This is a genomic window from Phytobacter sp. V69, from assembly GCF_965644215.1.
Taxonomy (GTDB): Bacteria; Pseudomonadota; Gammaproteobacteria; order Enterobacterales; family Enterobacteriaceae; genus Phytobacter.
Genome location: NZ_CBFFRL010000229.1, coordinates 1 through 6,593, shown reverse-complemented (window position 1 = coordinate 6,593; position 6,593 = coordinate 1). Strand labels below are relative to the sequence as shown.

6 protein-coding genes are annotated in these 6,593 nt (G+C 55.0%); 3 read left to right on the top strand and 3 right to left on the bottom strand.

Annotated features, from left to right (window positions below; all coding sequences use genetic code 11):
* Window positions 1-222 precede the first annotated feature (222 nt).
* On the top strand, window positions 223-561 hold the full coding sequence (locus ACSZPU_RS22050) for a hypothetical protein (protein ID WP_499003162.1): 339 nt from the start codon (window positions 223-225) through the stop codon (window positions 559-561).
* Window positions 562-615: 54 nt separating this feature from the next.
* Here ACSZPU_RS22050 and ACSZPU_RS22045 read toward each other — a convergent pair whose 3' ends face one another.
* On the bottom strand, window positions 616-2,580 hold the full coding sequence (locus ACSZPU_RS22045) for a peptidase U32 family protein (RefSeq protein WP_499003160.1): 1,965 nt from the start codon (window positions 2,578-2,580) through the stop codon (window positions 616-618).
* A gap of 192 nt (window positions 2,581-2,772) precedes the next feature.
* Window positions 2,773-3,345, bottom strand: coding sequence for a helix-turn-helix domain-containing protein (locus ACSZPU_RS22040; RefSeq protein WP_499003158.1), 573 nt, complete (start codon window positions 3,343-3,345; stop codon window positions 2,773-2,775).
* Between the two features lie 90 nt (window positions 3,346-3,435).
* Between ACSZPU_RS22040 and ACSZPU_RS22035 the strand changes: the two genes are divergently transcribed.
* A complete protein-coding gene (locus ACSZPU_RS22035; protein WP_499003156.1) occupies window positions 3,436-4,602 on the top strand; it encodes a benzoate/H(+) symporter BenE family transporter in 1,167 nt (388 codons plus the stop codon).
* Here ACSZPU_RS22035 and ACSZPU_RS22030 read toward each other — a convergent pair.
* Window positions 4,582-5,451 carry a helix-turn-helix domain-containing protein gene (locus ACSZPU_RS22030; RefSeq protein ID WP_499003153.1) on the bottom strand — a complete coding sequence of 290 codons (870 nt, stop codon included), beginning with the start codon at window positions 5,449-5,451 and terminating at the stop codon, window positions 4,582-4,584. The genes ACSZPU_RS22035 and ACSZPU_RS22030 overlap by 21 nt on opposite strands.
* 170 nt (window positions 5,452-5,621) lie before the next feature.
* On the opposite strand from ACSZPU_RS22030, the gene ACSZPU_RS22025 reads away from it, so the two are divergent.
* The gene (locus ACSZPU_RS22025; protein ID WP_499003150.1) at window positions 5,622-6,518 is read left to right on the top strand and encodes a DMT family transporter; all 897 of its coding nucleotides are present in this window, start codon (window positions 5,622-5,624) and stop codon (window positions 6,516-6,518) included.
* The last annotated feature ends 75 nt before the right edge of the window (window positions 6,519-6,593 follow it).

The window sequence follows — 6,593 nt, the reverse complement described above, 5'->3', positions numbered from 1 at the left end:
AGTCATGATAATAGGGCCTTCTGATTAGAAGGCCCTATTATCAATGATTTTTATCCTCGTGACGACACTATCTAGCGGAAGTGGCAAATAGCGAGGAATTACACAGGCTTGTGCCGCCTGTCAGGGCGTGCAGAATACTCTTAATTCAAAGCGTCTCCACACTCTCTCCATGATTTCCTGCTGAAATTCATATCACTCAGATAAATGAGATTAGGAGTAAGTATGAAAAAGGTAGTGACACTGACTGCGATTATGGCCATGGGTTTATCATCATTTGTCTTTGCGGCAGACAATGATCAGATTCCGCCGCCGAAACACCCGGAAACGCAGAACGGCCAACCGCCGCGTCATGACGATAAAAATGCTGACCATAAAGGCGAGCGCCCGAACAAAGACGGGAAAGAGTGGAAACATGACGACAAGTCGCCGAACCACAATAACAAAGAGTGGAAACACGATGACAAGTCGCAAAATCACGACCGTGGCCAGCCGCCAAAACATGACGGTAAACAGCCGCCTAAAGACGGCAAAAAACCACCGCTACCGGATGACAAACGCTAAGTTTTAAACACATCAGCGGTAGATCCCCCACCGCTGATGTACTGGACAGCTGCCTTAAACGCCCTTGCGCTTAGGCAGCGTCTTCAGTAGATCTTCCGGACTGACCGACGCCACCACACTTCCCGCCAACGGCATCTTAAGAATGTGATTCTTGATTTTCCCGACCACGTGCATTTCGCACGGACGGCAATCAAATTTCAGCGTCAGCACCTCATCACCATGCACCAGTTGCATCGGGGTCGCCTTCCAGCTTTTGATATTCCCCTTGGCCTGTTTCGGGCACAGATTAAAAGCAAAGCGCAGGCAGTGTTTGGTGATCATCACTGGCACATCGCCCTTCTCTTCATGCATCTCAAATGCGCCATCAATCAGCTGCACACCGAAACGCTGGTAGAACTCACGCGCCTTATGGTTATAGACGTTGGCAAGGAAGCTAAGATGGGTATCCGGGTAAACCGGTGCCGGGTCAGACACGGCTTTACGGCTACCACGCTGATAGTTCGCCAGACGCGCTTCATCGAGCATTTCCACGGCTTCGCGGCGGAACGCATTTAACATGCTGTTTGGCACAAACAGCGCGCCCGGCAGGTTAACCTCAATATTGCGCGCGTAGTAGAGCGTCTGCCCCAGCTTCGCCACGCCGTCTTTCAGGCTATTAAGCGCTTTTTCCGCGTTGTTTGCTTCGTCGAATTGCCCGTCGAGCGTATGGGTGACGGTGGTCCCGTCTTCACTGGTCAGGGTCAGCACCAGTTGTTCCTGCCAGCCGCTGACTTCGATGTCCACCCCGATGCGGCGTTCGCTGGACGTTTTGGTCAGCGCCTGCTGCCAGTTGTGGTCCAGATTGCGGTTCAACGGATGATTTGGGCGCACCTTGTACATGTCCGCAGGCATTTCATTCGGCCAGACGCGATAGCGGTTTTCGCCGGTTTTTTCTACCGTATTGGCGCGGAAACCCACGACTTCACGTTTAATCAGAACGTTCAGCCCATCGCCGTTGGTCAGCGGCTCGCTCACTTCAACGTCCAGGTGATCTTTGGTCACTTTCAGCACTTCGCCTACCGGTAGGCCGATAAACTTCGGTGAATCAAACGCGCCGATATCGTCCTTACGCGCATTCACAAAATAGTCGGTGCTGCCGCGATGGAAGGTTTTGTCGGTTGAAGGAATGAAGAAATGCTCGGTACGCCCCGCCGACGCCCGCGCCAGGTCGCCGCGATCATCAATAATGGCATCCAGCATCTGGCGGTAATGCGCGGTGATGTTTTTCACATAGCTCATGTCTTTGTAGCGCCCTTCAATTTTGAAGGAACGCACACCGGCATCAATCAGCGCGCCAAGGTTGGCGGTCTGGTCGTTATCTTTCATCGACAACAGGTGTTTTTCATAAGCCACCACTCGCCCCTGATCGTCTTTCAGGGTATACGGCAGACGACAGGCCTGCGAGCAGTCGCCACGGTTGGCGCTGCGCCCGGTCTGGGCGTGGGAAATATTGCACTGCCCGGAATAAGCCACGCAGAGTGCGCCGTGAATAAAGAATTCGATGGTGGCATCGGTACAGGCATGAATATCGCGGATCTGCTGCAAATTCAGCTCACGCGCCAGCACAATCTGGCTGAACCCTGCATCCGACAGAAACTTCGCTTTTTCGACGCTGCGAATGTCGCACTGCGTACTGGCGTGCAGCTCAATCGGTGGAATGTCCAGCTGCATCACGCCCATATCCTGCACAATCAGGGCATCGACACCGGTCTCGTACAGATCGGTAATCAGCTTTTGCGCCGGTTCCAGCTCATCATCATGCAAAATGGTGTTCAGGGTGATAAACACCTTCGCGCCATAGCGATGGGCAAAAGGCACCAGCGCCGCAATATCCTGCAGGCTGTTGCTGGCGTTATGGCGGGCACCGAACCCCGGTCCACCGATGTAGACCGCGTCCGCCCCGTGCAAAATGGCTTCGCGAGCGATCGCGGCGTCACGGGCTGGGCTTAAAAGTTCAAGATGATGGGTTTGCAGGCGCATACAGTCGTCGTTATCCATTATGTGCAAAATGGCGGCTATTGTAGTCAGTTCCCAGGCGTTTCACCACCTGCGCCAGAGGGCATTTTCCATATGGCGGCAAAGCATTGAAGAAATTGCTATTTTCCCGAACGAAGGCTGCGAGGTAGAGTGGTGACTCGGACATTTCCTCGTCACGTTGTATGTTGTTGTGAGTTACTCGTCGTCGTTTTTTGCCGCAAGTTTGCTTGCGGCTTTTTCTTTTGGGTAGTGGATAAGCGAGTGGAAATGGACGCTCTGCCCTGAACTGTTACGATAGGCGTGTGCCCGATCGCCAGCAAAGCGAATACCACTGCCTGCCGTCAGGGTTCGCCACTGCCCGTCAATACACATATCCAGCCCCCCACCAATCACCACCACATGCTCAATCACCCCCTGTTCATGCGGCGTGGATTCACTGAGCGCGCCAGGCGCGAGCGTAATGGAGAAGTGATCGAAATGCAGCACGTCGTCCCAGGGGAAAATCGGCGTGATGACCATTGCCTGCTGATCCGGATCGTAGGTCGTTGGTGTGCCGTTTTCCGGTGGGGCAATAAATGTCGAAAAAGGAACGTTCAAGCCGGTGGCGATTTTCCATAGAGTAGCGACCGTTGGGCTGGACTCATTACGTTCAATTTGTCCAAGCATCGCTTTGGATACGCCCGTCTCTTCCGCCAGGCGGGACAGGCTCCAGCCGCGCGCCTGGCGCAGGTTTTTTAAGGTGCTCGCCAGATAATGAGTCAGATCCATATTCTCTCCTGTCAGTCTTACTGCGCATGGTTGTGCGCTATAGCGCACAATGATACATTACTCGGACGTTATAACGCTCAAGGATAGACCATGCGCGCACCGTTGTTTCCTTTTACTACCCTTCTGGCGGGTTTTGTGGCCGTGCTGGTTGGTTACGCCAGTTCCGCCGCCATTATCTGGCAGGCCGCCGCCGCTGCGGGTGCCAGCGCAACACAGATTGCCGGCTGGATGACCGCACTCGGTTTAGGCATGGGCGTCAGCACTATCGCCCTTTCGCTGTGGTATCGCATGCCGGTGCTGACTGCCTGGTCTACCCCTGGTGCCGCCCTGCTGGCGACCAGTTTACAAGGGCTGACGCTTGCCGAAGCCGTCGGCGTGTTCATCTTTGCTAATGCGCTGATTGTGCTCTGCGGGGTCACCGGGCTGTTTGCCCGTCTGATGAAAATCATTCCGCATACCCTCGCGGCAGCCATGCTGGCCGGGATCCTGCTGCGTTTCGGCTTGCAGGCATTCAGCAATGTCGAGGGCCATTTTGTGCTGTGCGGCAGTATGCTACTGGCCTGGCTGGTCTGTAAAGCCCTCGCCCCGCGCTATGCCATTGTCGCCACACTGATTGTTGGCGCGCTGGTCGCCTGGCTCAGTGGTGACGTTGTCACCGATAAACTGGCCTTCTCCATTGTGATGCCGGAATTCACCCCCCCGGTTTTCAACTGGACGTCGCTTATCAGTATTGGTATTCCCTTTTTCCTTGCCACCATGGCGTCGCAAAATGCGCCAGGGTTCGCCACCATGCAGGCGGCGGGCTACCGTGCGGCCGTGTCGCCACTGATTATCTTTACCGGGGGACTGGCGCTGCTGCTCTCACCGTTTGGCGTGTACTCGATCTGTATTGCTGCCATTACCGCCGCCATTTGCCAGAGCCCGGATGCGCACCCTGATGCAGCACAGCGCTGGAAAGCCGCGGTGGCGGCAGGCATCTTCTATCTGTTAGCGGGTGTGTTTGGCGGTTCGATCACCGCGCTGCTGGCGGCGTTACCGCTGAGCTGGATCCAGACGCTGGCGGGCCTTGCCTTGCTTGGCACCATCAGCGGCAGCCTGTTCCAGGCGTTGTCGCAGGAAAAAGAGCGTGATGCCGTGATCGTGACGTTTTTGGTCACCGCCAGCGGGTTGACGCTGCTGGGCGTAGGATCGGCCTTCTGGGGGCTGGTTGCGGGCGGCGTGTGCTATGCCGCCCTGTCACTGGTGCGCCGCGCGTAATTGCGACGGCGTCATCCCGTAAACTGCGCGGAAGCGATTACTGAAATGGCTGGCGGAGCTGAATCCGCTCGCCATGGCGATTTCCGTCAACGGAAGCTGCGTATTCAACAACTGTGCTTTTGCCTGCACCATCCGGCGATGCATCACATACTGATGCGGCGCAACGCCCATCGACTGGCGAAACATGCGTGCAAAATGGTATTCGCTTAACGCCGCCTGCGCCGCCAGATCGCTCAATAGCAGCGGCTGGGCGAGATTCGCCTCAATCCAGTCCAGAACCTGACGCAGCACCACCGGCGCAAGGCCGCCTTTGACGGTCGGCAAGCGCCACTGCACGTTGCTGTAATGCAGGACAAGATGGGTGAGCAGCAGCGTGGAGGCGGTGCTTAGCGTGAGCTGGTTCGCCTGCTGATGCCAGTCGCTGCCAAGCAAAAATTGGCGATACAGCGTGGTGATGCGTTCGTCCTGAGAGAAGGTTTTCTCGTCCAGGGTAAACGACGCCGGGCTGCGATCCCAAATCTTCTCGCCGATATCCCGCAGATGCTCGTCAGTACAATAAAGGTGCACAAATGACAAATCATCGCGGATATCCCAACTGGACTCACTCTCTTTTGGCATCAGGCAAAAACGGTCTGGCCCGCCGCCATTTTTCCAGCCCTGTGAGGTTTTGTGGTAGCTCTCGTAGCCGTCGGCCACATACAGACTGAGGGTGTGATGGTCACAATACTGGGTGATGTTATCGCGTTTGTTAGACCATGCCGCCAGCTGAATGCCGGAATGCAGCGCCACCGAGTCATGCAAGACGGCATTGTGATGTTGCAGATTTTCGAAAGCTTTATAAACAGTCATGGGCGCGATTAACAAAAAGTCACCAGAATCCCAGTCTATGAATTGCGCCTGTCCGATACCAGTCTTTCGCTAAAAAAACGCAAGAATTTGCAAGTGACGAACAACCTTATGCAAGCCGAACGCGGATTTTTTGGCAAGACTGGAGACTTGTTGGCTTAACGGGGATTGGGATGAACATTTTTTTATATTGTCTGGTAGTGGTGATATGGGGAACAACATGGATTGCCATTTTTCTGCAACAGGGCCCGGTCGCGGCACCGGTGTCCATTTTTTGGCGCTTTGCCATCGCCTCGCTCACCATGATGGTGGTGCTGATTGCTCTGCGACGGTTGCGTAAGCTTGCCTTACGCGATCATCTGTTCTGCGTTTTACAGGGCTGCTGTGTTTTTGGCTTCAATTTCTTATGCTTCTACACCGCCGCCGCGTGGATTAACACCGGTCTGGAGTCGGTGATTTTCTCGATGGCTGTCTTGTTTAACGCGGTAAACAGCTTCCTGTTCTTCGGCCAGAAGCCCCCTTCGCGCTTTTATCCTGCCGCGATTCTGGGATTAACGGGCATTGTGACCCTGTTCTGGGATGATTTGCTGGCCAGCGGCCTGAGCAGCACGCTGCTGCTGGGGATTGGGTTGTCGATGCTCGGTACATTTGGCTTCTCGCTGGGCAATATGATCAGCATGCGCCATCAGCGTAACGGGCTGGAAACCATGACTACCAACGCCTGGGCGATGCTCTACGGCACAATCATCATGGGGTGCATCGCCCTGTTTCGCGGCGATAATTTCACCCCGGAGTGGACGGTCGGCTATCTGGGCGCGCTGGTCTATCTCGCCCTTTTCGGTTCGGTGATTGCCTTCGGTGCCTATTTCACGCTGATTGGTCGTATCGGTGCCAGCAACGCCGCTTACAGCACGCTGCTGTTTCCTCTCGTCGCGCTGAGTATTTCAACGGTGTACGAAGGCTATGCCTGGCATATCAATGGGATTGTCGGCTTGCTACTGATTCTGACGGGAAATCTGGTGATGTTTTCGCGACCGGGAACCCTGTCGTTTAAGCGGAAGTTAGCCTGAATAAATATCCTCCGGCATAGCCGGAGGTTTTTCTGATGCGCCTATAAGGCTCTCTTACCAGCCGCGCCCTAACAG

Coding starts and splice junctions, on each gene's coding strand:
- ACSZPU_RS22030 (WP_499003153.1), bottom strand. CDS start 5,451: ATGACTGTTTATAAAGCTTTCGAAAATCTGCAACATCACAATGCCGTC.
- ACSZPU_RS22025 (WP_499003150.1), top strand. CDS start 5,622: ATGAACATTTTTTTATATTGTCTGGTAGTGGTGATATGGGGAACAACA.
- ACSZPU_RS22045 (WP_499003160.1), bottom strand. CDS start 2,580: ATGCGCCTGCAAACCCATCATCTTGAACTTTTAAGCCCAGCCCGTGAC.
- ACSZPU_RS22050 (WP_499003162.1), top strand. CDS start 223: ATGAAAAAGGTAGTGACACTGACTGCGATTATGGCCATGGGTTTATCA.
- ACSZPU_RS22035 (WP_499003156.1), top strand. CDS start 3,436: ATGCGCGCACCGTTGTTTCCTTTTACTACCCTTCTGGCGGGTTTTGTG.
- ACSZPU_RS22040 (WP_499003158.1), bottom strand. CDS start 3,345: ATGGATCTGACTCATTATCTGGCGAGCACCTTAAAAAACCTGCGCCAG.